Source organism: Paenibacillus forsythiae T98, assembly GCF_000520735.1.
Taxonomy (GTDB): Bacteria; Bacillota; Bacilli; order Paenibacillales; family Paenibacillaceae; genus Paenibacillus_AQ; species Paenibacillus_AQ forsythiae.
This window is the reverse complement of sequence record NZ_ASSC01000895.1, coordinates 1-2,014: the sequence shown is the minus strand read 5'-3', so window position 1 is coordinate 2,014 and position 2,014 is coordinate 1. Positions and strand designations below refer to the sequence as shown.

At 52.4% G+C, this 2,014-nt stretch carries 2 protein-coding genes and 1 pseudogene; 1 reads left to right on the top strand and 2 read right to left on the bottom strand.

What is annotated here, in order from left to right:
• Positions 1-1,180 (top strand): MalY/PatB family protein (locus L692_RS0127195; RefSeq protein ID WP_025703142.1); only part of this gene is annotated, 1,180 nt, incomplete at its 5' end.
• Positions 1,181-1,278: 98 nt separating this feature from the next.
• Here the strand turns inward: L692_RS0127195 and L692_RS0127190 are convergent.
• A complete protein-coding gene (locus L692_RS0127190) occupies positions 1,279-1,647 on the bottom strand; it encodes a hypothetical protein (RefSeq protein WP_025703140.1) in 369 nt (122 codons plus the stop codon).
• Positions 1,648-1,771: 124 nt separating this feature from the next.
• Positions 1,772-1,843, bottom strand: a pseudogene (locus L692_RS34105) (CHRD domain-containing protein); the annotation flags it as partial.
• Positions 1,844-2,014 lie beyond the last annotated feature (171 nt).

The window sequence follows — 2,014 nt, the reverse complement described above, 5'->3', positions numbered from 1 at the left end:
CAATTTAAAAAAGCCGGTAGACAGGGGGAACACGCTGTCGGCCAAGTGGAACTTTATCAAGGAATCCGTAGGCGTGGAGGATGCGCTGCCCATGTGGGTGGCCGATATGGATTTCGAGACCGTTCCCGAGGTCAAGGCCGCGCTTCTGGCCAGGGCGCAGCACGGCATATACGGGTACACGGCACGTTCCGATGGCTATTATCAAGCCCTTATCGATTGGAACCTCAAGCGGCACGGATGGCAGGTAGATAAGAAGTGGATTACCCACAGTTCGGGTGTGGTCAATGCTCTGTTCACCGCCGTCCGCGTCTTTGCCAAACCGGGGGACGGCGTTCTCATCCAGCCTCCGGTGTATCCGCCTTTCTACCGGGCAATCAGCAAGAATGATTGCGAGGCCGTCTTGAATCCGCTGAAGCTGGAAGAAGGCCGCTATAGTCCCGATCTCGCCGACTTTGCAGACAAGGTGGGGAGCGGCAGGGTCAAGCTGTTTATTTTATGCAATCCGCATAACCCTGTGGGAACCGTGTTCACGGAAGAAGAGCTGCGAACCATGGGCGAGCTTTGCCTGCGGCATGGAGTTATTGTCATATCCGATGAAATTCATTCCGATCTGCTCTTCAAGCCGCATCGTCATGTTCCGTTCGCATCCATCTCGAAGGCATTTGCACAGAATTCGGTCGTATGCACGGCTCCAAGCAAAACCTTCAATCTGGCGGGCCTGTCCACCTCCAATATTATCATTCCGAATGATGAACTGAGACGCCGGTATGATGAGGTCTCCGAGCAAGTCGCGCAAAAGAGCTTTAACCTGTTCGGCGCGGCGGCCTGCGAAGCGGCGTACAGGCACGGAGAGGAGTGGCTGGATCAGCTCATATCCTACATAGATGGAAACCGGAAGTATGCGGTGGAATTTATTGAAGCCAGGCTGCCGCAGCTGAAGGTGTACTATCCGGAAGGCACCTATTTCCTGTGGCTGGACTGCCGCTCTCTGGGCCTTGGCAATCAGGAGCTGGAGAAATTTCTGCTGCGCGAGGCGAAGCTCTGGTTCAATCAAGGATATACCTTCGGCAAAGAAGGGGAGGGGTTTGTCCGGATCAATATCGGTTGCCAGCGTTCGACGGTGGAGGAAGCTCTCAAGAGGCTGGAAAATGCCGTTCACTCGCCGGTTCAGCGGGGATAGCCTGGTACAATGGAACACTCCCGGCGTCTCTGCCGGAGGGCGGGAGTGTTCCATTGTTTAAGAAGCTGCCCATGACCTATAGCGGAGGAAGTTCCCTGTTAATATCCTCCGCCATATCCATACCCGGGGTACGGATAATAGGGATAGTAGTACGGATAAGGGATAATAAAGGGAAATGCAAAATAATAAAATGGAAACCGTCTCCGTTGATACCGGCGAAACCTTCTTGGACCATAGCCGAATGCCCGGTAAGTATTATCATTTTCCCGCTCCGCGCCATCAATCTCCTCTGGAATCAGCATAGTAACGCCCTCGTCGTCCATACCATCGATAATTCCATCGAACTGTGAACCGTCTCTCGTCTGCATAATAACATGGAAGCTCATGTACCTCTGACATAGTGTTTTTACATCGCCGCCCATAGGGTAAGCCACCTTGCTTTGATCAGGATATGTTGGATTGTTCATTTGCCTATCCCTCCTTTACAGCGTTATGATATTCGCCCATTCCGGAAAAGGTTACGGTCTGAAAATACGAAGAAGCCCCCTTGGTGAAGGAGGCCGTGTGAACTCATCATTTTCTGGATGATGATTACACCTTTTTGATTTGTCCGCGGATTTCTCCATCCGGATATCGGATGGTGTGGACATTTGCGTAAGCATTGCCGCGTTAATATTCGAAGACCTGCCTCGAATGATTCAGGCACTCGTATACGGCATCACGGAGATCTAAAGTAAACTGGCCGGACATTCCCTCCAGCGTGGTATTCGTAAGCGCGAGAACTGTAAGCTTCCGGGCAGGGTCAACGAACCAGGAATGGCCGTATACGCCGCC